General features: G+C 48.8%; 18 protein-coding genes. 9 read left to right on the forward strand and 9 right to left on the reverse strand.

Translation table 11 applies throughout. The features are described 5' to 3' along the window. Positions 1–62 precede the first annotated feature (62 nt). Positions 63–1478, forward strand: coding sequence for a hypothetical protein (locus ACOJUO_RS03065; RefSeq protein WP_422138870.1), 1416 nt, complete (start codon positions 63–65; stop codon positions 1476–1478). A gap of 70 nt (positions 1479–1548) precedes the next feature. Here ACOJUO_RS03065 and dnaJ read toward each other — a convergent pair whose 3' ends face one another. The 3 genes from dnaJ to grpE form a co-directional block, all read right to left on the reverse strand. Beyond that, a complete protein-coding gene (dnaJ, locus tag ACOJUO_RS03070) occupies positions 1549–2688 on the reverse strand; it encodes a molecular chaperone DnaJ (protein ID WP_422135280.1) in 1140 nt (379 codons plus the stop codon). Positions 2689–2893: 205 nt separating this feature from the next. Beyond that, complete coding sequence (dnaK, locus tag ACOJUO_RS03075; protein WP_422138871.1) at positions 2894–4813, reverse strand: molecular chaperone DnaK; 1920 nt, start codon at positions 4811–4813, stop codon at positions 2894–2896. A 191-nt stretch (positions 4814–5004) separates the two neighbouring features. Continuing rightward, positions 5005–5589, reverse strand: coding sequence for a nucleotide exchange factor GrpE (gene grpE, locus ACOJUO_RS03080; RefSeq protein WP_422135282.1), 585 nt, complete (start codon positions 5587–5589; stop codon positions 5005–5007). Between the two features lie 258 nt (positions 5590–5847). Here grpE and recN point away from each other — a divergent pair, with 258 nt between their 5' ends. Next, positions 5848–7533, forward strand: coding sequence for a DNA repair protein RecN (gene recN / locus ACOJUO_RS03085; protein ID WP_422135283.1), 1686 nt, complete (start codon positions 5848–5850; stop codon positions 7531–7533). Positions 7534–7535: 2 nt separating this feature from the next. Here recN and ACOJUO_RS03090 read toward each other — a convergent pair whose 3' ends face one another. Together ACOJUO_RS03090 and ACOJUO_RS03095 are read right to left on the reverse strand one after the other, a co-directional pair. Then, positions 7536–8018, reverse strand: a complete 483-nt coding sequence (locus ACOJUO_RS03090; RefSeq protein WP_422138872.1) for a hypothetical protein — start codon at positions 8016–8018, stop codon at positions 7536–7538. Positions 8019–8107: 89 nt separating this feature from the next. Next, positions 8108–9835 (reverse strand): GspE/PulE family protein, encoded by a 1728-nt coding sequence (locus ACOJUO_RS03095; RefSeq protein WP_422140055.1) that lies wholly within the window; start codon positions 9833–9835, stop codon positions 8108–8110. 328 nt (positions 9836–10163) lie between these two features. Between ACOJUO_RS03095 and ACOJUO_RS03100 the strand changes: the two genes are divergently transcribed. Then, positions 10164–11480, forward strand: a complete 1317-nt coding sequence (locus tag ACOJUO_RS03100) for a GntP family permease (RefSeq protein ID WP_422138873.1) — start codon at positions 10164–10166, stop codon at positions 11478–11480. Here ACOJUO_RS03100 and ACOJUO_RS03105 read toward each other — a convergent pair. Next, a complete protein-coding gene (locus ACOJUO_RS03105; protein ID WP_422135286.1) occupies positions 11423–12082 on the reverse strand; it encodes an inorganic triphosphatase in 660 nt (219 codons plus the stop codon). The two genes, ACOJUO_RS03100 and ACOJUO_RS03105, sit on opposite strands and share 58 nt — an antisense overlap. 256 nt (positions 12083–12338) lie before the next feature. Here ACOJUO_RS03105 and ACOJUO_RS03110 point away from each other — a divergent pair, with 256 nt between their 5' ends. The 6 genes from ACOJUO_RS03110 to argA all read left to right on the forward strand — a co-directional run bounded on the left by ACOJUO_RS03110 (position 12339) and on the right by argA (position 17619). Then, a complete protein-coding gene (locus ACOJUO_RS03110) occupies positions 12339–13019 on the forward strand; it encodes a TIGR00153 family protein (protein WP_317145111.1) in 681 nt (226 codons plus the stop codon). A 24-nt stretch (positions 13020–13043) separates the two neighbouring features. Then, a complete protein-coding gene (locus ACOJUO_RS03115) occupies positions 13044–14315 on the forward strand; it encodes an inorganic phosphate transporter (RefSeq protein ID WP_422135287.1) in 1272 nt (423 codons plus the stop codon). Between the two features lie 190 nt (positions 14316–14505). Next, a complete protein-coding gene (argE, locus tag ACOJUO_RS03120) occupies positions 14506–15660 on the forward strand; it encodes an acetylornithine deacetylase (RefSeq protein ID WP_422138874.1) in 1155 nt (384 codons plus the stop codon). A gap of 105 nt (positions 15661–15765) precedes the next feature. Continuing rightward, positions 15766–16017 carry a YoeB-YefM toxin-antitoxin system antitoxin YefM gene (gene yefM / locus ACOJUO_RS03125; RefSeq protein ID WP_422135289.1) on the forward strand — a complete coding sequence of 84 codons (252 nt, stop codon included), beginning with the start codon at positions 15766–15768 and terminating at the stop codon, positions 16015–16017. Beyond that, entirely contained in the window at positions 16014–16268 is a 255-nt protein-coding gene (locus ACOJUO_RS03130; protein ID WP_422135290.1) for a Txe/YoeB family addiction module toxin, read from the forward strand. The genes yefM and ACOJUO_RS03130 overlap by 4 nt, the downstream gene beginning before the upstream one ends. Positions 16269–16314: 46 nt before the next feature. Next, positions 16315–17619: an amino-acid N-acetyltransferase gene (gene argA, locus ACOJUO_RS03135; RefSeq protein WP_422135291.1), complete on the forward strand. Its 1305-nt coding sequence runs from the start codon at positions 16315–16317 to the stop codon at positions 17617–17619. Between the two features lie 22 nt (positions 17620–17641). On the opposite strand, the gene ACOJUO_RS03140 is transcribed toward argA, so the two are convergent. The 3 genes from ACOJUO_RS03140 to thiI all read right to left on the reverse strand — a co-directional run bounded on the left by ACOJUO_RS03140 (position 17642) and on the right by thiI (position 22205). Continuing rightward, a complete protein-coding gene (locus ACOJUO_RS03140) occupies positions 17642–20017 on the reverse strand; it encodes a hypothetical protein (protein WP_422135292.1) in 2376 nt (791 codons plus the stop codon). 206 nt (positions 20018–20223) lie between these two features. Beyond that, on the reverse strand, positions 20224–20736 hold the full coding sequence (locus tag ACOJUO_RS03145; RefSeq protein ID WP_422135293.1) for a dihydrofolate reductase: 513 nt from the start codon (positions 20734–20736) through the stop codon (positions 20224–20226). An 8-nt stretch (positions 20737–20744) separates the two neighbouring features. Next, a complete protein-coding gene (thiI, locus tag ACOJUO_RS03150; protein ID WP_422135294.1) occupies positions 20745–22205 on the reverse strand; it encodes a tRNA uracil 4-sulfurtransferase ThiI in 1461 nt (486 codons plus the stop codon). Between the last annotated feature and the right edge of the window lie 475 nt (positions 22206–22680).

The raw sequence follows: 22680 nt of genomic DNA on the forward strand, positions 1-22680 counted from the left end.
TCGCTCTCCAGAAACTCTAATAAATAGAGGACCATTAAATCTGCCAGTAAAGGAGTACGCCTATGAACATTGCAAAACGTGCCATAATACTGACAACTGCGCTGCTCATAACGACGAGCTTCTGCGCCGAAGCTGATATTACAGAACAAAAAAAACAGGCTTTCTTGAACGCCGGGCTAGTCGATTATGATATTGAGAGCCTCATAGAAGTAGGAACCACGCCAGAAGAAGTCCTTCTTTTTGCTCAAGATGCCCCAACAATCAGTCCAGACATTATTTACTATTATACTCACTTCAACATTACTCCGGGCGTTGCCGCAATGTTTCATCCCAGAGTCATTTCCAAACCATTTTTTATTGCAGATATTCTCGAGGCAGGACTAACTCCCCAAACGGCTAACAGCTACATCGAGGCAGGTGTTTATCGTGCCAGGTCTATTATCGCTTATGTTAAACATGGAATACCTCCCAATCTTGCAGACTCCCTAAACAAGAACGGCTTGTATATCGCCACGGATACTGAACAGAAAGATTTTCATGAAACATTCGAAAAAGGCTTAACAACAAAAGACCTGCCCAAATACATAGGGCTCGCCCGCACACCCTTTGAATTAAAAAAACTCTACTCTTCAAAAGTGCCTACAGCTTTTATTCATGAAGCCATGAGCAAAAACATAACGCTGAGTGATGCAACTTCCCTCTACTTCCATGGCATTGACCTGGACACTTACCCTTCTCTAATCTCAGACCAGCCAACCTGCAGTGTATACCCCGCTAATCATCTTGAATTTGAGTACATCGGTAATCTGGCGGGCTACCAGAGTAAGAAAGAGCCCATCCCTCTACCAAAAGATTTATTTTCCCAGCTTAACTCAATACATGTTTATAACAGCATGAACCTTTTTTCGACAGACGACCAGGCGGAAATTTTCAAGTACGTTGAAAACATAGCTAACTATGTAAAAAAACCAACGATCTATAATTTGCTCTATCTGACAGCTCATATTGTTTCACAAAAGCTTCACTACGAGACTGTGGATGAAGGCGAGCTGGCAATGACTTTCCCGGAGGAGTGTTCAATCGCTGAATATTGGCGAAGGGAGATTGGCGACTGTGATAAATACACGGTACTGGGAATGGTTGTTTTTGCCCAACTGAAACAGCTGTTTCCTGACGTACTGGCAAATGTTTACCTGACCAGGGCATTGTTTTCACCCTACAAAACACATGCCTGGAATACTGTCGTTATTGCAGAAGAAGATCGCCTGATTTTCTCCTACATTGATATAACAAACTTCGACAATGATGCCGATACTCCAAACTCTGATTACCGGGATTTTCTGGAACAGAAAGAACTAGCTTACAAAAACCCGTTCAGAGACAGAAACGAAGCGCTGGGAGCCATGACTACAAAGTACTTCAATCATCAATACTTTCTTACCGAGTACGATAAATATTTCTGTAAGCCTACGCATTAATTGAACAACGCTGGACATAAAAAAAGTGGCACTGAAGCCACTTTTTTTATTTTCCATTCTGACTGACCGATCACTTGCCCATATCGTCGAAGAACTTTTTAACCCCTTCAAAGAAAGAGGTTTTCTTAGGCGACTGACGATGCTCACCTTCGGCAGCAAAGGTTTCCTTCAACTCTTCCATCAGCTCTTTCTGGCGTTCAGTCAGATGCACCGGCGTTTCTACCACAACACGACACATCAGGTCTCCACGACTACCGCCACGCACCGGTGTGACACCTTTATCGCGCAGACGGAACAACTTGCCAGTCTGGGTTTCTTTTGGAATCTTGAGTTTTACCCGGCCGTCGAGGGTTGGAACTTCCAGTTCGCCACCGAGGGCTGCATCAACAAAGGTAATAGGCACTTCACAGTAGAGGTGCTTGCCATCACGCTGGAAGATCCGATGGTCTGCTACGCTGACCTGAACGTAGAGATCACCGGCTGGACCACCATTGACGCCCGCTTCACCTTCACCAGCCAGACGAATACGGTCACCGGTATCGACGCCGGCAGGAATTTTTACAGACAGAGTCTTATATTCCTGAACCCGACCTTCACCATGACACTCACGACAAGGGTCTTTTATCATCTTGCCGGTGCCGTGACAATCAGGACAGGTTTGCTGAACAGAGAAGAAACCCTGCTGCATACGCACCTGACCCATGCCTCCACAGGTGGTACAGGTAACCGGAGAAGTGCCTTTCCTGGCACCAGAACCGTCGCAGGACTGACAGACTACCAGGGAAGGAATCTTGATTTTCTTGGTAGTCCCCTTAACCGCTTCTTCCAGACTCAGCTCCAGCTGGTAGCGCAGATCAGCACCTCGCTGAACAGAGCTGCGGGAGTGGCCGCCGCCACCAAAGATGTCTCCAAAAACATCACCGAAGACGTCACCGAAACCGCCAGCTCCACCGAAGCCGCCAGCTCCACTGCCGCCCATATTGGGATCGACACCGGCGTGACCGTATTGGTCGTAGGCGGCACGCTTCTGATCATCAGAGAGGATTTCGAAAGCCTCGTTTACTTCCTTGAAATTCTCTTCTGCCTCTTTGTCATCAGGGTTACGGTCAGGGTGGAACTTCATAGCCATGCGGCGGTAGGCCTTCTTGATCTCCTTGTCAGAGGCCCCCTTTTCTACGCCCAGTACTTCGTAAAAATCACGTTTTGCCATCAGTAACACCCTGTGGTCAGGTTCCGTCAGATCACCTGACCGAAATAATCCAAATCGCTTTCATACATCGGGATCGATCCCGATTTATTGAATCAGAGACTGTTTGGAAAATCAGCGAAACTTTTCAGACAGCCTCTTAAACACAAGAGCGCGGGAGAAAGCTCCCGCGCCGCCAAATCAACTCATACCGCAGCGCGGAATGGGTTTACTTCTTGTCATCTTTCACTTCTTCGAACTCGGCATCTACGGCGTCGTCCGCAGCGGAAGAAGATTCAGCTTCCTGAGCACTCTCAGCACCCGGCTGCTGGGCTTCAGCGTACATCTTCTGAACCAGACCGGAAGAAGCTTCAGAGAGTGCCTTGGACTTCTCTTCAATCAGATCCTTGTCGTCACCCTTCAGCGCTTCTTCCAGAGCAGTCAGAGCTTCGTTGATCGCACTCTTCTCTTCTTCAGTGGCCTTATCACCGGCTTCTTCCAGAGTCTTGCGGGTAGCATGTACCAGACCATCGCCCGTATTACGGACAGCCGCCAGCTCTTCAAACTTCTTGTCTTCAGCCGCGTTAGCTTCAGCGTCCTGAACCATTTGATCAATTTCATCGTCAGACAGGCCGGAAGAAGCCTTGATCACAATGGACTGCTCTTTGCCAGTAGCCTTGTCCTTGGCAGAAACATTCAGGATACCGTTGGCATCCAGGTCGAAGCTGACTTCAATCTGAGGCATGCCACGTGGAGCCGGTGGAATGTCAGACAGGTCAAAACGTCCCAGAGACTTGTTGGCAGAAGCCTGCTTGCGCTCACCCTGACAAACGTGAATGGTTACAGCACTCTGGTTGTCATCAGCAGTAGAGAACACCTGAGACTTCTTGGTCGGAATCGTGGTGTTCTTTTCAATCAGGGCAGTCATAACTCCACCCATGGTTTCGATACCCAGAGTCAGTGGAGTGACGTCCAGCAGCAGCACGTCTTTAACGTCACCCGCCAGAACCGCACCCTGGATGGATGCACCCATGGCTACCGCTTCGTCAGGGTTCACATCTTTACGAGGTTCCTTGCCGAAGAAAGCAGCAACTTTTTCCTGAACCATTGGCATACGGGTTTGACCACCCACCAGAATGACTTCGTCGATGTCAGACAGATCCAGGTCGGAGTCCTTAACCGCCAGACGACATGGCTCCAGAGAACGCTGAACCAGGTCTTCAACCAGAGACTCCAGTTTAGAGCGGGTGACTTTAACGTTCAGATGTTTAGGACCGGTTGCATCGGCAGTGATGTAAGGCAGGTTAACATCAGTCTGCTGAGCAGAAGACAGCTCAATCTTGGCTTTTTCAGCAGCTTCTTTCAGACGCTGCATGGCCAGAGGGTCACCTTTAAGGTCGATACCCTGGTCTTTTTTGAACTCTTCTGCCAGGTAATCGATCAAACGCATGTCAAAGTCTTCGCCACCCAGGAAAGTGTCACCGTTGGTGGCCAGTACTTCGAACTGGTGCTCGCCGTCAACATCGGCAATCTCGATGATTGAGATATCAAAAGTACCACCACCCAGGTCGTATACAGCGATGGTCTGGTCACCCTGCCTCTTGTCCATGCCGTAGGCCAGAGCAGCAGCAGTTGGCTCGTTAATGATACGCTTGACATCCAGACCGGCAATACGGCCAGCATCTTTGGTTGCCTGACGCTGAGCATCGTTGAAGTATGCAGGTACGGTAACCACCGCTTCAGTAACAGACTCGCCCAGGTAGTCTTCAGCGGTCTTCTTCATTTTCTTCAGGATTTCAGCAGAAATCTGAGGCGGCGCTTTTTTGTCACCTTTAACTTCAACCCAGGCGTCGCCATTGTCAGCTTCAACAATCTTGTAAGGAACCATCTGGATGTCTTTTTGAACCACATCGTCTTTGAAACGACGGCCAATCAGACGCTTGATGGCAAACAGGGTATTGTCAGGATTGGTAACGGCCTGACGCTTGGCTGGCTGACCTACCAGAGTCTCACCATCGTCAGTGAAGGCGATGATAGAAGGCGTTGTACGACCGCCTTCAGCATTTTCCAGAACCTTGGCTTTTTCACCATCCAGAATAGATACACAAGAGTTAGTGGTACCCAGATCAATACCGATTATTTTACCCATTGTTCAATCTCTCCATTGCCCTGATTCCAGGACGAAATTCTTTAGTTCAATTCTTTAATTCTTCAGCTGAGGGCTGCTTGCCAGTGTCTGGTGAGCAGCTGTTTTTGGCCTTTGAAATCAATATGGGATCAATCGATTTGATTTCAAGGCTGTTGAAATATTCTTTTTTGAATATTCCTCAGCAAAATCACTTATTTGGAAACAACAACCATAGCCGGACGAATCAAACGACCATTCAGCTTGTATCCTTTCTGGAAAACATCAATCACGGTGTTGGCTTCAACATCGGGATTCGGAACCATCGACATGGCCTGATGGAAGTTCGGGTCAAAAGGCTGACCACTGGGGTCTTCCTGAACTACCGCGAAGCGTCCCAATGCATCCAGGAACTGCTTCAGAGTCAGCTTCATACCTTCTACCAGGGCTTCGTGAGACCCTTCTGCCTGTTCGGCACTTTCAATGCCTTTTTCCAGGCTATCAACCACTGGAATCAGTGCGTCAACAAATTTTTCCAGAGCAAATTTGTGAGCCTTTTCAACATCCTGCTCGGCACGACGCTTAATGTTCTGCATTTCAGCAGCAGTACGCAGAGTCTGATCTTTCGCCCTGGCAAGTTCTTCGTTGAGTGCTTCCAGCTGACTCTCAAGGCCGTCGGTCAGATTACCTTCACTGTCGAGTTCAACACCACCCTCTTCGTTCAGCAGGCTTTCTTCTGCCTGCTGCTCTGTGGCTTCTTCCGTTACCTGCTCTTCAGGTTTGCTGCTTTCTACTGTCATTCCAGAATCTCCGACCGGGAGGCAATCATTTAGATGAAACGTATATTGGGTCACGAATTCCGGATTCAAGACCTGAAAAACAGTTTTTTTAACGCAAGCGATCATTTCGCAAAACACCGGGCCGCAAAACAAAATCACAACGGCCACCCATCTCATTCAGTTCAGGATCAGTGGATTTTTTCAGCTCTGACTTTACGAATCGCACACTTCAGGTTACTGTATATATAAACAGTAAAGCTACAGTAGCGGGTATTTATCATGCTGACCCAACTGTCCATCAGCAACTTTGCCATCGTTGACCAGCTGGATCTGGACATCCATTGTGGAATGACTGTCATTACCGGCGAGACCGGTGCCGGTAAGTCCATCATGCTGGATGCTCTCGGTCTGGCAACGGGTGACAGAACCGATAGTCACTGTGTTCGTCAGGGTACTGACAAAGCTGAGATTCACGCTTCTTTTGATATCAGCCAGTGCACTGCGGCAAAAGCATGGCTGCAAGAAAAAGATCTGGCCAGTGATGATGAGTGCATTCTCCGAAGAGTCATTACCAAAGAGGGACGGTCCCGTGCCTATATCAATGGGACTCTTTCTCCCCTTGCGGATCTTCGGGCCATTGGTGAACGGTTAATTGATATCCATGGCCAGCATGAAAGCCAGTCGTTACTGAAAAAAAGCAACCATCGACTGCTTCTGGATGATTATGCCGACATACAAAAACTGGCCTCCGAAGTGGCTCGCACTGCCCATCAGTTCAACCAGACACATGATGAACTGACCACTCTCAGCCATAATCGCAGGGAGCAGGATGAACGAGTGCAACTGCTCAGCTATCAGCTTCAGGAGCTGGAACAGCTATCGCTTCAGGAAGGAGAGCTGGAACAACTTGAGCAGGAACTCAAACAGTTATCCCATGCTGAAGGCACTCTTTCCGTGTGTCACGAAATCAATGCTATCTGCTCAGACAACGAGGCAGGTAACATTCTCCAGAAACTCTCCACCTGCCTGCAGCGCCTGAGCGATCTGCAAATAGATCACCCAGCCATCAACAACACAATTGAAATGATGTCCTCTGCCCAAATTCAGGTCGAGGAAGCGGTAGGAGAAATCAATCACTTTATCGATCATTTTGATGCCGATCCCGCCAGAATGCGGGATGTGGATGAACGCCTCAGTGCTATTTACGACCTTGCGAGAAAGCACAGGGTTCAACCCGAAGCGTTATTGGAAAAGCAAAGCACGCTTGGCTCTGAGCTGGAGAGCATCCAGTTCAGCGATGAACGGGTTGAAGCATTACAACAAAAGCTGATCGAACTAAAATCCGAGTTTCAGAACCAATGCGAAAAACTCTCCAGAAAACGTCAGTCTGCTGCCAGACAACTTGAAAAGAAAATCACTAGACGCATGGCTTTGCTCGGCCTGCCCCACGGAGAGTTCATCATTGCCCTGACACCGATAGAGGGCAGCATGCTCTCAGCCAATGGTGCTGAAGAGGTCGAATTCCTGGTGACGACTAACCCGGGTCAACCACCCAGAGCACTGGCTAAAGTGGCCTCTGGTGGTGAACTATCGAGAATCAGTCTGGCCATTCAAGTGATAACCGCTCAAACCTCTCACATTCCCAGCATGATCTTTGACGAAGTGGATGTCGGCATTGGCGGTGGCACCGCAGAAATTGTCGGAGCCATGCTCAGGGAGCTGGGAGAAAGAAGTCAGGTAATTTGTGTCACCCACCAGCCTCAGGTAGCATCCCAGGGGCATCAGCATTTGCATGTCAGCAAGAAGGTTCGCAATGCTAAAACCTCCACTGAGATCGTCGGCCTGAAAGGCGATTGTCGTGTTAAAGAGGTGGCCCGAATGTTGGGCGGTGTAGAAATGACCGAGTCCACACTCAACCACGCAAAAGAGATGCTTAGTCTCTGTGTTTCAAGGTCTGCCGCCTGAAATTACCTTTGCAGCTCCTTAATCAGTAACCCCATTCCTTTAGCCAGTTCCTTCACGGCTTTGGGTGCATATTCTATTTCAACCCAACGTTCATCCTTATCGGGATATAAAATCCAGCAACGCTGCTCAATACTGGAACAGTCTGACTCCAAAGTATGGCCAACGCCGAACACTGTCAGGGTGTTATTGTTTCGGACCAGCCCCCGCTCCAGTTGCTGATGCCGAGTCACCACCAACTCCCCTTCCCGGTTGGCTCTTACAGAATACTCTATGGATGAGTTTCTGGCTCCACCTTTAATTGCGTTAGCCTTGAGCAGGCTGTTCAAATAAGACTCCAGCACGAGATCAGCCACAGCCGGATCAAAATTCTGCTGCATCTGCTCAACAAATGATTGGGTTTTTTCGGCAGGCTTCAGTTCCATTACCTTCTGCGCTTGTATTGCAAAGGGTAATAGCAGCAAGCCTGTAAGGATAAGTGTTTTCATTATTATCTGACTGTTCCACTGCCACTTCACATATTAATATCGAATAGTCAGTGGGAGACTGCAACCATTTCTTCTTAAAGCTGAGTCAATCAATGCTGCTGGTCTGGTGTCACTCTCATCACTTCTTCGATGGTTGTTAATCCTGTTGCTACTTTCTGAGCTCCGGAAAGGCGAAGACTGTACATACCTTCTTTGATGGATTGACGACGAAGGTTTTCTATATCAGAAGTCTCTGCCAGCATGTCCTTAAGAGATTGAGACATAGGCATTAACTCATAAACACCCGCTCGCCCCCTGTATCCGGTATCCCTGCATTCCAGACAACCCACAGGTTGAAAGATCTGCGAAGGCGCGGGGGCTGTCCAGGGACGAGTCAGGGATTTCCAACCAGACTTATCGAGTTTTACAGGCTGTTTGCAAGAAGGACACAGTGTTCTGACCAACCTCTGTGCCATAACTCCCAGAACCGTTGCTTTGATCAGATAGTGGGGAACACCGAGTTCCAGCAGACGGGTTATGGCAGACGGCGCGTCGTTGGTGTGTAAAGTGGAAAGCACCAGATGCCCGGTCAGCGCCGCCTGAATCGCCATTTCAGCGGTTTCCAAATCCCGAATCTCACCCACCATAATGATATCCGGATCCTGACGAAGCAGCGCACGCAGGCCGCTGGCAAATGTCAGATCAATATTATGCTGAACCTGCATCTGATTGAAGCTGGACTCCACCATTTCAATAGGATCTTCAATAGTACAAACATTCACCTGATCAGAAGCCAGACTTTTCAGCGTCGAATAGAGCGTAGTAGTTTTACCTGAACCAGTAGGGCCCGTGACCAGAACAATCCCGTTGGGCTGCGCGGTCATATGAGTCCAGCGACGTTCGTCTTCTCTGGAAAAACCCAGCTCGCCAAATCCCTTGACCAGAACATCCGGATCAAAAATCCGCATCACCAGCTTTTCCCCGAAGGCGGTCGGCAGGGTTGAAAGTCGCAGTTCAACTTCATTGCCATCCGGGTTGCGGGTTTTAAGTCGGCCATCCTGTGGCTTTCTTTTCTCTGCCACATTCATACGACCCAGAATCTTAAGGCGACTGGTTACGGCAGCCGCCACCTTGGCAGGCATCTGGTAGATCAGGTGTAGCACCCCATCAATTCGAAAACGCAGGTGAGTCTGCTCTCGTCTGGGCTCAACATGAATATCACTGGCCCTTTGTTCAAAGGCATACTGGAGCAACCAGTCGACAATATTAACTATGTGCTGGTCATTGGCGTCCGGAGCCTTCATATTGCCCAGCTCAAGCATCTGCTCAAAGCTGTTCAACTGAGTGGACTGGACGCCGTTGTGTTCATTAGCACCCAGGACAGACTTTGCCAGTCGATAAAATTCCGAAGTGTATCTTCGAATATCGGTTGGATTGGCGACCACCCGCCGGATTTCCTTGCGGTTAATATGTCTGAGATTATCCTCCCAGCCAATGTGCCACGGCTGTGCTGAAGCGATCACGAGCTCGTCAGCCGAGACTTCTACTGCCAGAATCTGATGACGTATGGCATAAGCGTGAGACATGACCGGAGTAATGGCAGTAGCATCAATTTTCAGAGGGTCAATGTGAAAATACTCCTGGCCTGACAGATCTGCCAACCAATGCATCAGGGTATCGAGATCGAGAGAGCCGCCACTGCGGGCGTCCTTCAGATCCTGTGAGGCAATGTACTCCAGAGGGTGAAGCTTAAGTTGATCAGCATTTCGATGACGAGCCAATATTTCATTGGCTTCCGATTGCCTGATCCGACCCGTCTGAATCAGATCAGAGACCACTGTCTGCAGATCCAGAAGGAGTTCTCTGTTGTTGAGTGAGGCCCTGAATTTATTGGCGTTTGACTTCGGCTCACGGACACTGGACACTGTCGTTTCCTTTTACCTTGAAAAGCTTTCCATCTCGCTATTCTCCACTAAACCGTCAGCTTATGCCTATAAGAAAATTCAGGCTTTTAAGCAGAAGTTCAATTCAGCAATGGTTCAACTAAGTATATCGCCAGAATAAACCGCGACTGATGTCTGTTATAAATGGCTTTCTGGATACGAGGTGACCCATTCCCCTCTATACTGACTTTTACTCAATACCATTCTCTCAAGACACTCCGCTGTGACCCCATCAATACTGCATAGTTTTCTGTTCATCCTTTCACTGACAGCCCTCATTCTGATATTGATTGGTCGTCTCAGGTTTTCGCCATTCATCGTCTTGCTGCTCAGTGCTTACGCCACAGGTTTTTTTTCAGGCCTGCCGATCTCTGAACTGACTCCCCTCATATCCCGTGATATGGGCAAGACGTTCGGCGACGTCGCTCTGCTCATCATTTTTGGGGGATTACTGGGAAATATTCTGGAGAAGTCGGGCGGAGCCGTCCTTCTCGCAGAGAAGCTGATTCTCTCTATCGCCAGGCGCTTTCCTGCGTTAGCCATGGGTATAGCCGGATATATTATTTCTATTCCCGTTTACTGTGACTCTGGATTTATCCTGCTCAACAGTATCAGGCAGTCTATTGCCCGGAGAGTGCAGTGCAACCCGATCTCTCTCAGCGTTGCTCTGGGTGGAGGCCTATTTGCAACCCATTCTCTGGTCCCTCCCACACCCGGGCCCGCAGCGGCAACCCTGATTTTGGAAATATCTCCGAGCCTGACAATTCCCTGGGCGCTGGGAGTGGCTCTCCTGGTCACTTTTGTAGCTATTCTCTGGGGTAAATGGGTCACCCGCTGGCTGAATGATGAGAGCCAAGTGGTCAGTGACCCTCCTCAATCCCCCCCTGCTCATCAAAAGAATGTCTGGACAGCGATTATCCCTATCCTTCTGCCTTTGCTACTGATGTCCATGGCTAACTTTCAAACAGGCAATAAAGAGCAAAGCTGGACTGCTTTCCTTTCACAACCTGCCAATGCTCTGTTCCTGGGTTTGCTGGCCAGCCTGCCTTTGATTCGACACTGTAAGACCGGACTGACTGAGATGTTCAGTGAGAGTATTCACTCATGCGCGATGATTATCTTGATCATTACAGCCGGTGGGGCGCTTGCGGGAATGCTGGCTCAGACCGGACATATAGCCAGAATTGCTCAAGGACTGCCAGAGAGCCTTGGACTGATTTTGCCTTTTCTCGTAGCCGCTCTCTTCAAAACCGCCCAGGGTTCTAGCACCGTGGCCTTAATCAGTGCGGCTTCGATGATGGACCCCTTGCTGCCTGGCTTGGGTCTGGACTCCCAAAATGGTCGACTGTTGACCTTTTTGTCGGCGGGATGTGGCTCCATGATGGTTACCCATGCCAATGACAGCTATTTCTGGGTAGTCACTCAGTTTTCCGGAATCAGCCCGGCCACAGGCTTTAAGTCATTCACCCTGGCCACCCTGCTTCAGGCTTTTACTGGACTGGCAACCGTGCTAGTGCTGGCTGGATTCCTGAAGATCTGAAGCAGTTCAAATCCTCTCTCGGCCTTGCTCTTGTCTGCAGGCTTCAAATCAATGGTTTTTGCCAGTTCATCGGCAATCATTTGCAGTGCATTTTCATCACCCTTCACCAGCTCGAGCTCCAACTCACAGATGACACTGCTCTCATCTCCTGAGCGGACAAACCCGTAATCCAGAGCAACTTCAACCCTGGCATCTGGCTCAGACCACTCCACCAGCCAGCAGGTACGATCAAAATCGGTCGAGAAAAGCGGTATCAGGGACTCTGGAGGAAAAGCTCCCAATGATTCTGGCCAGACTTTTTTTAACCCTTCCATATCCAGTTCCGGTCGCTCTATTGACCACTCCCACTCCCCCCGGCGAGTCAGTCCGTCAAGACTCTCACCTTTGGTTTTAAGCGTTTGAAAAAGCTGACCATTTTTCTCTCTGATACGCAAGGCAACCCGAGCCTGATTTAGTGTCAGAGAGGCCGTGTCAAAGTAGGTATTGCCCAAATGAAAGGTTTCAGGTGACGAGCTGGCGAACTTTTTCCAGAAAGTCAGTGTCTTAAGAAGAGGTATCTGCTCTTTTGGCAGCGACAACTTTAACTCTGTTTCAGTATTCATGGGTTATCTGACCGACGGCTTAAAAGGGTCATTTTACCTGTAACAACAAGGGCTTGTTATGAAAAATGAGCGTCAGAATGGCCACAGCACTTCCAGTGCAGGTGGCGTTTCAATGCATAATTTTCAGCCAGCTCCTATAATTTTTGGTCAGCCGCCCTCTTCCAGGGAACGGGATGCGATGTTAGTTCTGTAAGTCGTTCGCCGCAAACGACGAGGAGTCTGACCCCTAGAAATTTAATCCGACAGGTCTGCGACTATGCCAACCAGCAATCTACTATCGAGTGTATTTGGCCGATCTCCTATTGGTCCGATACAAAAACACATAGCCAAGGCACACGAATGTGCCATACAGCTGGAACCATTTTTCAAAGCAGCATTTGATGGCGACTGGCTGGAAGTTGAAAGTATTCAGCAAACCATCGTAGAGCTGGAGCACGAGGCTGATCTCATCAAAAAGAACGTTCGACTCTCCCTTCCCAAAAGCCTGTTTTTGCCAGTGCCCAGAAATGATCTTCTGGAGATAGTGACGGTGCAAGATAAAGTAGCAAACAGGACCAAGGATATTGCCGGCATTGTGCTGGGCAGACAAATGATGATCCCCCAGGAGATGAGGGAGGCTTTTATGGACTACCTGAAACGCTCCATTGCCACTTCAGCGCAAGCAGTCAGGGCCATGGATGAACTGGATGAACTGCTGGAAACAGGCTTCAGGGGAAGAGAAGTCAATCTGGTGGAAGAGCTCATTGAAGAGCTCGACCAGATAGAAAGCGATACCGACAAGCACCAGATTGAAGTCAGAAAAATTCTGTTCAAACTGGAAAAGGACCTCCCCCCTGTGGAAGTCATTTTTCTCTACAAAATTATCGACTGGGTCGGTGACCTGGCAGATCGCGCCTCAAGAGTTGGCAGTTATCTTCAATTGCTGCTTGCCCGTTAACTCTAATGATTGGAAATAACATCCATGAGCATTATCGCTGAGTATGGAACGATACTGCTGATTCTCGCCTGCCTCTTTGGCTTTTTCATGGCCTGGGGCGTGGGAGCAAATGATGTCGCCAACGCCATGGGAACCTCGGTCGGTTCCAAAGCTCTGACCATCAGACAGGCCATTGTCATTGCTGTCTGCCTGGAGTTTATGGGTGCCTACCTGGCCGGTGGATCGGTTACCGATACGATCAGAAAAGGGATCATCGATCCCGACATGCCATTACTGCTGGAGCATCCACAGCTGCTGGTTTACGGAATGATGGCAGCCCTGCTGGCTGCGGGCACCTGGCTGTTAGTTGCCACCCATTATGGCTGGCCTGTGTCGACAACACACTCTATTGTCGGGGCAATTGTCGGTTTTGCCGTTGTCAACGTCTCGGCAGATGCCGTGAACTGGGGGAAAGTCAGCTCAATCGTAGCCAGCTGGATCGTCTCTCCCATCATGTCCGGCTTTATTTCTTTCATGATTTTCATGAGCGTCCAGAAACTAATACTGGATACCGACAACCCTTTTAGAAATGCCAAAGTTTACGTGCCCATTTATATGTTTCTGGTTGGCTTCATGATGGCTATGGTGACCCTGACTAAGGGGCTCAAGCATATTGGCCTGCCGCTGGATTATCAGGAAAGCAGCCTGATCTCGCTACTGATTGGCCTGCTGGTCATGCTGGCCGGAAAAATAGCGCTTTCCAAAATCAAGGAAGATGCACAGGCCGACAAAGCTTTCCATTTCTCCAGTGTCGAGCGAGTCTTTGGCGTAATGATGATCTTCACCGCCTGCTCGATGGCTTTTGCCCACGGTTCCAACGATGTTGCCAATGCAGTAGGTCCTCTGGCAGCAGTGGCCAGTATTGTTCTCAGTGGCGGAGAAATCGCAGGCAAGGCAGCCATGCCAAGCTGGGTTTTGCTTCTGGGGGCTGGAGGCATAGTGGTGGGTCTGGCTACCTATGGATATAGAGTCATGGCGACCATAGGCACAGCGATTACTGAGCTAACCCCCAGCAGAGGTTTTGCAGCAGAACTGGCAGCAGCGACCACCGTCGTTCTGGCCTCAGGGACCGGGCTTCCTATTTCCACCACACACACTCTGGTGGGTGCCGTGTTAGGGGTTGGCCTTGCCAGAGGAATTGGTGCACTTAACTTGAGAGTCATCGGCACTATTTTTATGTCCTGGTTAATCACACTGCCCGCCGGTGCCTTCCTTGCTATCGTCTTCTTCCATATTTTGAGGCTTATTTTTGGTTAACTAGAGGGCTCTTCTACGCACCCTCTTCCAGCATTTTCGTTTCAGTCTCTCGTACCTATCCCGAGGCAGGGCTGTTATCATGCTGAAAAAGGCTGTTAATTTCGGCACTGGAAGGTTGACAGTCAGATGATCTGGCAGATTTGATTTATGCCTATCCAATTTTCCAACAATTAGAACCTGGGGCCTGATAATGTCTGGAATCCAGCAACCTGATCTGAAAGCAGTCCTGTCGCGGTTGATAGAGATTCCCTCTGTCAGTTCCACACAGCCTGAGCTGGATATGGGCAATATGCCGGTGATTCATGAACTGGCAGGCTGGCTTGAAACCATGGGCTTTTGCTGTGAGATCATACCCATTCCGGAAGCACCGCTGAAAGCCAACCTGATTGCCACTCTGGGCTCAGGTCCTGGTGGATTAGTTCTGGCAGGCCATACCGATACCGTGCCATACAATGAAAATCTCTGGCAATTCGACCCTTTCTCACTCAATGAATCCGATAACCGGTTTTACGGTCTGGGCATCTGCGATATGAAGGGATTCTTTGGTCTCGTCATGGAAGCAGTAAAAGATTATCTGAAAGCGCCTCTGAAGGCCCCCTTGATTATTCTGGCAACAGCAGACGAAGAATCCTCCATGAGTGGTGCCCGGGCCCTGGCTGCTGCAGGTAAACCCAGGGGGCGTTATGCGGTGGTGGGTGAGCCTACCGGTATGCAACCAGTCTATATGCATAAAGGTATCATGATGGAACGCATTCGGATTCTCGGACAGTCCGGTCATTCGAGCAACCCGGCCCTTGGCAGGAATGCCATGGAAACAGCCCATAAAGTAATCACTGAAATCATGGCGTTCCGGGAAGAACTGGCCGGTAAATACAATAATCCCGGATTTGCTGTGCCTACCCCTACCATCAACCTCGGTTGCATTCATGGTGGCGACAACCCTAACAGAATCTGTGGCCACTGTGATTTGGACTTTGACGTGCGCCTCCTGCCTGGTATGGACAGCCGGGAGCTGAGAGAAAGCCTGAAACAGCGTCTTCTCCCCATCGCCAGAGCCGATAATGTAAAACTTTCTCTGGACGCTATTCACGAGAGTATTGATCCATTTGCAGGCTCTGCCGACTCTCCCCTGCTGAAAAGCTGTGAAAATCTAACCGGCTATTCAGCGAAATCCGTTGCTTTTACTACGGAAGCGCCTTTCTTCAGCCGAATGGGGATGGATACAGTCGTGCTGGGTCCGGGTGATATCGATCAGGCTCATCAACCTGATGAATACCTTTCTATGGACAGAATTCATCCAACCATTGAGCTACTGAGATCTCTGATACGGCAATTCTGCCTCTGATTAACCCTTCTATCAGCCTTCAGCGAAACGAATCGACTGGATAAATTCGTTATGCTGCGCTAACTTATTGTACAGAATAATGAACATGTACGATATAGGTGAACTATGGATACGATTAGTTATACATCAGCAAGAAATAATCTGGCAAAAACCATGCAACAGGTGTGTTCCGATCATGCTCCGGTCATTATTACCAGAAAAGGGGAACAACCCGTCGTTATGATGTCAATGGAAGACTATAAATCACTGCAAGAGACAGCATATTTACTGCGCAGCCCGAAAAATGCTCGCCGTTTGCTTGAGTCTATTGCTGAGTTAGAAAGTGGAAAAGGTACTGAAAGAGAGCTCATAGAATGAAGCTCACTTTCTCAGAACGAGCGTGGGAAGATTACCTTTACTGGCAAAAAACAGATAAAAAAATTGCTAAACGGGTCAATTCATTAATTAAAGAAATCAAGAGAACGCCCTATGAAGGAACCGGGAAGCCAGAGCCGCTAAAACATGGACTATCAGGTTATTGGTCAAGACGCATCAATGATGAGCACAGGGTTGTATACAAGTTTGAAGACGATTCTATTTTGATAGCCAGTTTACGCTATCACTATTGAGTTTGATTCAGCAACGTAACATCAGAATGAAGATAAACAAACAGCCATGAACTTGAACAAGAACTACGTAAAATTTTTCCGCCAGAGTTCGCCCTACATTCATGCCCACCACGGCAAAACGTTTGTCATTACTCTGGGCGGTGAGGCTCTGGCAAGCCTTAATCTGAACAATATCATCAACGATATTGCCCTGCTCAACAGCCTGGGCGTTCGACTGGTTCTTGTCCACGGAGCCCGGCCTCAGATCGAGGAGCGTCTCAGAGCCAGAGGCCTTGAGTCCAGATTTCACAACGAAATACGGATTACGGATCGTCAGTGCCTTGAATGCGTGATGGACGCTGTGGGTAATCTTCGCGCACGAATTGAATCCAAGCTTTCACTTGGTCTGGTTAACTCTCCCATGCACGGGGCCAGCATTCGAGTTATTAGTGGCAATTTCGTCACTGCAAAACCTCTGGGTGTGATCGATGGGCAGAATTTTCTCCACACCGGTGCTATTCGCAAAATAGATAAAGAAGCAATCCAGCAGCAGCTCGACAGTGGCTACATAGTTCTTCTCTCCTGCCTCGGTCATTCACCGACTGGCGAGCTTTTCAACATGGAGGTGGAAGAAGTCGCTACCCACACAGCCATCCACCTTGAAGCCGAAAAACTACTTTTGTACTCAAGGTTTGAAGGTGTAAAGGATCAGCAGGGGCAACAGATCAGCCGTCTTTCCCCCCAAGAAGCTGAAAAAGTCCTCAAGCACCTTCATGGGGAGGACAGAAGACTGCTTTCCTCAGCCATTACCGCCTGTCACGGTGGTGTGGAACGCTCACAGCTGATCAGCTTCGAGCAGGACGGTTCTCTGCTAATGGAGCTTTTTACCCGTGATGGATCTGGCACGATGGTTTCTCGTGATCGTTATGAAGAAATTCGTGTGGCCAGCATTGAGGATGTGGGGGGAATCCTGGCGCTTATCAGGCCTCTGGAACAAAAAGGCATCCTCAGAAGGCGTTCAAGAAAAGAGCTGGAGCGTGAGATTCGGCTGTTCCGGGTCATTTCCCTGGACGGCATGATTATTGGCTGTGCAGCTATCCATTTGTTTTCGGGAGAAAAGGTCGCGGAGCTGGCCTGTCTCGTCGTACACCCTGATTACCAGAAGAAAAACCGAGGCGACCTTCTTCTCAGTGCTATAGAAGAACAGGCTGCCCAACAGGGAATGGATACGCTGTTTGTATTAACGACCCAGACCAGCCATTGGTTTCTGGAACGAGGTTTTTCTGAATCCACCCAGAAGTCTTTGCCTATGGAGAAGCGCAATCAGTACAATGAGGAGAGACAATCCAAAGTTCTGGTCAAGAAGCTTTGAGGCATAGAAAAGCTTATTGCGCTCAAATAGGGGTCTGTGGGGGAATAATATGGCTCATTTTCTGATCCCAGGAAGCGGTTTTGGTCATAACGCTCTCATAGTATTTACCAATAGCTCCCATCATCATTTCAGAAATGATTTGATGGTGATATTGCCTTCGTAGAATTAACACAGCTGCCTCCCGATCATCCATATGATCAAACATGGGAGAGCCAGGGTTAACCTGGCTCAGCTGCTGTTGGAGCCTGACTTCTTTCATAATGTCTTTATGGGAATCATGCAGTTTCAGCATACGATCAACAAAGTCTTCCAGCTGATCTTTAGCCAACCTTCTCATGGTATTCATTTCTTCCCGTCCGGTTCTTTTTCTCTGACCCTGCCAATCCCAGACCATACTTTTGCCTGTCTTCTTTCCGGTAATGCGTTCAAATCGCTCTTTATTGACTGCCTCGTTGTAACGATCAACAAAAAGATCTGCCAGAAAGAAAAAACCAAAGATAATTAATCCATCCACAGTGGGCTTGGGCACGTGAGGTGAGATTTCCAATGCTGGTCTCCTTTCAGAAGCATGCCAGACCACTTTAAAGCCATGGAGCATGGTTGATTTAATGGCTCCCTTCAACCAGACATTCAAATAACTTCTGACGCCATTCTCAGCCAGTATCAGGGCATTGGCCACCCTGTCGGCGTGAGTGTTAAAGCGACTCTTTTCTTCTTCGCTCAGCTCTATATCGGGCATTTCTTCTGCCAGTATCCGCTCCAGCTCTTCCACAGCCTCTTTGGAAGCAATAGAGCCGTCACTGGTTAAATCATCGGTCATTTTCGGGAACACTTTTTGCAGCCATCCCGTCTGCTTGGTCTTGAAATGATATGACTTGCCAATCACTCGAGGATCATTGGCCGCATGGCTGAACAAGCGTTCTCTTTTCTCCGGGTCCATGTTTTTGAATTTACCGTTCCACAGCTGATCCAGAACCGGCTCCCACTCTTGATCCATTCTCTCAACGTCGCTGACGGCTGCTGTGTAGAAACGTCTGTAAAGTTTGAAAGCATCTTGCAGGTTGCGTCTGCGATACAGGTATCGAGCTTTGCCTTCCTCCAGACGTATCACGGCTTCAAGATTGCTCTCATCTTTCTCTCTTTCCATCTCCAATCTCATCTGAGCGTCTTTTTCCAGCGCAGAATAGGCAGTGAAGATGCGGGTTAAGGTTTCATGACTGCAGATGTATCTCAGGCTTTTCAGGAAGACCCGAAATTTCTTGTCATCCATCTCTGACAAGACACCCAGATCATTCACCTCCAGTTTGTAATCAGCGGATGCTTCTGCCCTCTGTAAAGCCCTGATCGCTTTGGTCATCCGAATCAGCTCTGTACCACCACTCCATACACCGTACCAGGCAATATAACTGAATAGAGCCGCTGCAGCGGCAATCCCCCCTGACACCAGACCTATCAGCACGGTACTGACCACTATGGCAGCAGAATTAAGACTAAAGTACCTTTTATTCCTGAGAAAATGGCGTTTGATCCTGTCACGGGTATCCGTATTCTTTAGCTTGATACCCCCCCCTTTATCCACAACATTCTGAATATGGGTCCTGTCGACTTTATCCAGGTGGTAACGAGTCGCTTTGGGTCTTTCAAGTCCGGGAGGAGTTGCTGCAGGAATAGAAGGGTCAAACCTGCTGACGGGACCTTTACCTCTTCTGCCCGGTAACTGCTCCACCTGTGTGCGAGTCTCTGGTGCAAACCGCCAGCGCAGCGCATTCTTGATTTCAAGAATACGTTCAAAGGTGATATCCGTATCGTTGAGCAGCCCTGTATCCTGTGCCAGTTTGACAATCGTAGCTTCCGCTGTGTCAGCATCCACATTGAAGTCTCTCACGGTGCTCTGAATTAAGTCCGGTATCAGAGCCCTTTTCAAAAAGCCAACGGGCAGAGTTCGATCTTCTGCAAGGTATTTATAAGTCAACTCAACGGTAGAACAAGAAACGGTTTTTCTGACTTCAGTGAGAACCTGTTCACTGATTTTTTCACTGCCCCCTGACAGCACCAGTTTCATTGCTTCACCTTTTTTCTCTTCACCCAGCACACAAACATGGTGATAGGCCATGGCACAGGCAATATGGTAGTCACGCAGACTGCGCTGGATAGGAGAAGAGAGTTCTTCGTGGGCAGCATAACGGAATGAGTCGTAAACCCTGAGTGCCTTTGCTGCTGAGGGACCTCCGCCAAATAGACGCTTGATAAAACCGCCTATGCGCGAGAAAACAAAGCGACCCCGCCACCGACCGTAATCAATCTGACCCAGGCTGGAATCTTCTGAAGTTCTAACGGTCTCTTTTCGCTCTGTAGCAGAGAGAGGAGAACCTCTTTGGTTCCTGATCTCTGATGGCATGCCTCTCAATCCCTGAGAAATAGATGATGAATCGAAACGTTTTTTATTAGATAAGATGATTAAAAAATACAAAAGCAACAATATTTAAACTATAGCCGCCTCAGGGCTGCTGTGGTTTTGTTTTACGCTTGTACTGACTAAAAACAGCTGTAAATAAGAAAAGCCAACTTGATTTAGCTGGCTTATACGGCAGGGAGACCAAGACCTCAGACGGACTTGCGATCGAGCACCTGATAACTGAACTCCAGAGCCTGCTCATCTTCAGAGACCTGATCTTCCCTGGCGGTAATATCCCATTCACTGTCATCGATTTCCGGAAAAAATGCGTCACCATCAAACGATTTGAAGACTTTGGTCAGATAAAGCCGATCAGCTCTGTCCAGGGCCTGACGATAAATCTGCTCACCACCAATCACCATGATTTCTTCATTGCCATTGATCATGGATACATCTTCCGCCAAAGAAATGGCATCCTCAAGACTGTGCACCACCCTGACCCCTTCATGATGCCAGTCTTTGTCACGGGTAATGACAATATTGGTACGACCCGGCAGAGGCTTGCGCAGTGAATCAAACGTCTTGCGTCCCATAATTACAGGCTTGCCCATGGTGACAGCCTTGAAATAGCGGAGATCTCCGGGCAAGTACCAGGGCATTTTATTATTGATGCCGATGGCATGGTTTTTGGCAACGGCGGCAATCATGGCAATTTTCATCATCTTATCGGTTACTTTTTCCCTGGGTTGTAGACGCCGACATTCTCATGCCCTTCGTCACGAAGGTGCATGGCGTGCAACTGACTCATCACCCCTTTTTCGCAGTAGAGCAGGTAGTGCTTATCTTTATCCAGTTCAGCAAATTTTGTCCTGAGCTGATAGAAAGGAATCGTCAGCACTTCTCGGTCATTGAGATCAAAAGGCTTGATCTCTTCTTCATCCGGATGGCGGATATCAACAACAATGTCGTCTTGTTCTGCGGTCTCGAACACCTCAACTTCTTCACGGGTCAGGTCATCGGCAATGATATCAGAAACGGAAACCTTACGACGATCGACAACCGCCGCATCCAGAATGGAGAAATCAAAACGGGCTTCTTGCGCTGCAATTTTTTCCGGCTTGGCCCTGGTGGTCGGATTTTTCGAGATCACCGCACAATACTCGGGAATATTTTTTACCAATTCCTCTGAACCGATCCTGACTGAGATATCAATGATGTCCTGCTTATCCATGGCAATAAGCGGACGCAAGACCAGATGATCGGTAGCCGAATCAATAACCGCCAGGTTGGTGAGTGTCTGGCTGGAAACCTGGGCAACGGCTTCTCCGGTGACTACGGCTTCAACATACATCTCTTTTGCGACCCGGGTTGCAGCTCTCAACATCATCCGCTTGAGAACAACACCCATCTGGGAGTTATCTACCTTGGTCAGAATCTCTTCGACAACCCCTTCAAAAGGAACCGTAACAAAGTTGACGTTATGGGACGAGCCAAAGCGGCTCCAGAGATAATAAGCCACCTCTTTCACCGCCAGCTCATGGGCATGGCCACCCAGATTGAAGAAACAGAAGTGGGTTCTGATACCCCGTTTCATGGTCAGGAAACTTGAAACTGTCGAGTCAAAGCCACCAGAGATTAGCGATAATACGGGCTCCATAGAGCCCAGTGGGTAGCCACCCAACCCATTACCACGGTTCGTGACCAGGAAATAACGGTCGCCCCTGATCTCAATTTTTACGACAACGTCCGGATTTTTGAGCTTGACACCCGCCGCTTCAGTTCGGGCATTCAGGCCACCACCCACGTATCGCTCCACATCAATAGACTGAAAGTCATGTTTACCTGAGCGTTGACAGGTAACCCGGAAGGTTTTCCCGGCCAGCAATTCACGATTCACTGCCAGAGCATTATGCATAATGTCATCCAGGTCAGTCAGCGGATACTCAACCACCTGTTGCCAGTACGCTATACCGGGAATATGGCTCAACAGATCGGAGACCTGAGCCACCAGCCGAGAATCATCATGACCAGTGGCCAGCTCGATAAAATCCCAGGTGCCAGCCACCTCAATGTCTTCATCAACCCGTTTGAGAATGGTACGAATATTCTTGCGCAGCTGCTTAATAAAACGCTTTCTCACCGGAGGCGTCTTAATGGTAATTTCAGGAAACAGCTTGATGATGAACTTCATAGAATTGTATGTCCGGTGCTCTCCCATCGGAAAAATGTCACCACAGAAAAGTGCCACTGCAAGTCAGGAAGAGAACCCGGTCCAGATGCCAGTTAGGAAAATTAAGAAACGAATCCACACGATTATACAGAAGACTCCCAGACACCGGTAACCCCGGCTGGTAGCAGACAATTCGCTTAGACACCTCGTAAAGGCCACATGGTTGTTAGTAGTCCCTGCAGATTCACGCTACACTGGGCACCGCCTGGGAATGGTTTTGCGGATATTTAACGGGCAAATGCACCAAACCGAAACACTCTCAAAGTCTGGCGCACTTTTTTTGTGCACTTATTCGATTTAATGAGATTCTTTTCGGTGCAACCACCTGCATTCGGCTTATACTCAGGCATGTTCACGTTTTAGAACTCAGCAAAATCAACCGGTTTTCGATACTGGCACAGCAATTGCTGAGACGGTGTCGGCACAGCCGCCAATG

Origin of the sequence: Endozoicomonas sp. ALC020, from assembly GCF_049275935.1 — a bacterium.
Lineage (GTDB): Bacteria > Pseudomonadota > Gammaproteobacteria > Pseudomonadales > Endozoicomonadaceae > Endozoicomonas_A.

Excerpts from the sequence above, each read along its gene's own strand:
- ACOJUO_RS03115 (WP_422135287.1), top strand. The coding sequence starts at position 13,044 with ATGAGCATTATCGCTGAGTATGGAACGATACTGCTGATTCTCGCCTGC.
- dnaK (WP_422138871.1), bottom strand. The coding sequence starts at position 4,813 with ATGGGTAAAATAATCGGTATTGATCTGGGTACCACTAACTCTTGTGTA.
- argE (WP_422138874.1), top strand. The coding sequence starts at position 14,506 with ATGTCTGGAATCCAGCAACCTGATCTGAAAGCAGTCCTGTCGCGGTTG.
- ACOJUO_RS03145 (WP_422135293.1), bottom strand. The coding sequence starts at position 20,736 with ATGATGAAAATTGCCATGATTGCCGCCGTTGCCAAAAACCATGCCATC.
- dnaJ (WP_422135280.1), bottom strand. The coding sequence starts at position 2,688 with ATGGCAAAACGTGATTTTTACGAAGTACTGGGCGTAGAAAAGGGGGCC.
- ACOJUO_RS03065 (WP_422138870.1), top strand. The coding sequence starts at position 63 with ATGAACATTGCAAAACGTGCCATAATACTGACAACTGCGCTGCTCATA.
- yefM (WP_422135289.1), top strand. The coding sequence starts at position 15,766 with ATGGATACGATTAGTTATACATCAGCAAGAAATAATCTGGCAAAAACC.
- thiI (WP_422135294.1), bottom strand. The coding sequence starts at position 22,205 with ATGAAGTTCATCATCAAGCTGTTTCCTGAAATTACCATTAAGACGCCT.
- ACOJUO_RS03110 (WP_317145111.1), top strand. The coding sequence starts at position 12,339 with ATGCCAACCAGCAATCTACTATCGAGTGTATTTGGCCGATCTCCTATT.
- ACOJUO_RS03090 (WP_422138872.1), bottom strand. The coding sequence starts at position 8,018 with ATGAAAACACTTATCCTTACAGGCTTGCTGCTATTACCCTTTGCAATA.
- ACOJUO_RS03140 (WP_422135292.1), bottom strand. The coding sequence starts at position 20,017 with ATGCCATCAGAGATCAGGAACCAAAGAGGTTCTCCTCTCTCTGCTACA.
- recN (WP_422135283.1), top strand. The coding sequence starts at position 5,848 with ATGCTGACCCAACTGTCCATCAGCAACTTTGCCATCGTTGACCAGCTG.
- ACOJUO_RS03130 (WP_422135290.1), top strand. The coding sequence starts at position 16,014 with ATGAAGCTCACTTTCTCAGAACGAGCGTGGGAAGATTACCTTTACTGG.
- argA (WP_422135291.1), top strand. The coding sequence starts at position 16,315 with ATGAACTTGAACAAGAACTACGTAAAATTTTTCCGCCAGAGTTCGCCC.
- ACOJUO_RS03105 (WP_422135286.1), bottom strand. The coding sequence starts at position 12,082 with ATGAATACTGAAACAGAGTTAAAGTTGTCGCTGCCAAAAGAGCAGATA.
- grpE (WP_422135282.1), bottom strand. The coding sequence starts at position 5,589 with ATGACAGTAGAAAGCAGCAAACCTGAAGAGCAGGTAACGGAAGAAGCC.